This window comes from Streptococcus sanguinis, from assembly GCF_020729765.1.
Lineage (GTDB): Bacteria > Bacillota > Bacilli > Lactobacillales > Streptococcaceae > Streptococcus > Streptococcus sanguinis_Q.
This window is the reverse complement of record NZ_JAJEPD010000019.1, coordinates 1-791: the sequence shown is the minus strand read 5'-3', so window position 1 is coordinate 791 and position 791 is coordinate 1. Positions and strand designations below refer to the sequence as shown.

General features: G+C 35.1%; 1 protein-coding gene. It reads left to right on the top strand.

Translation table 11 applies throughout. The annotated features are described in order from the left end of the window. The coding region (locus tag K4H96_RS01610) for a pyridoxal-dependent decarboxylase (RefSeq protein ID WP_265333441.1) at nucleotides 1–791 on the top strand (791 nt) is incomplete at both ends.

The window sequence follows — 791 nt, the reverse complement described above, 5'->3', positions numbered from 1 at the left end:
TTCTGAAAAATTTTTGAATGATCGCAATTTGTCTCAGGATTCCAAAGGAATTGATAATGTTATAGATTTATTGGTGCCAATGTTCCAAAGAGCTGTAAACTGGGGAAATCCTGGCACAATGCTAAATATTGTACCACCAGTTAATGTGGTGTCTGTTGCTGCTTCTTCCTATGCTTCGTTATTCAATCCTAATCTAGGGCAGGATGAAACGTCAGGGTATTTAATAAGTGCTGAACTACTTACAGCAAAGTATCTCTCACAATTAGTTGATTGGGATTGGAAACAATCTAGTGGCATTTTTACGTTTGGCGGGAAAGGGACAAATTTATATGCACTAAAATTAGGATTAAATAAAGCATTTGGTGAGGGTATTCAATCAGAAGGTATATCTTCATTTGAAAATAATAAAGCTATAGTTATTTCGACGGATAAGGGGCATCCTTGTCATAAAGAAGTTTGTGATTGGTTAGGACTTGGAACAAATAGTTTTAAAAAGATAGCAACAACTTCTGAGGGAACGATTAATCTTGAAGAGTTAGAAAAAACTCTCAGAGAAGCGATTGAGCATGATGCTAAAATTGCTTGCATCTATGTTAATGGTGGGACATCTAATGAAATAATAGTAGATCCAATAGACAAAGTAGTTGAATTAAGAGATAAACTAGTTGCAGAATACAAATTATCCTATAACCCTCATATACATGTCGATGCTGTTATTGGATGGGCCTGGCTTTTCTTTAAGGAATATGACTTTGGTGCTAATCCTTTAGGCATGTCAGAAATTGAATTAC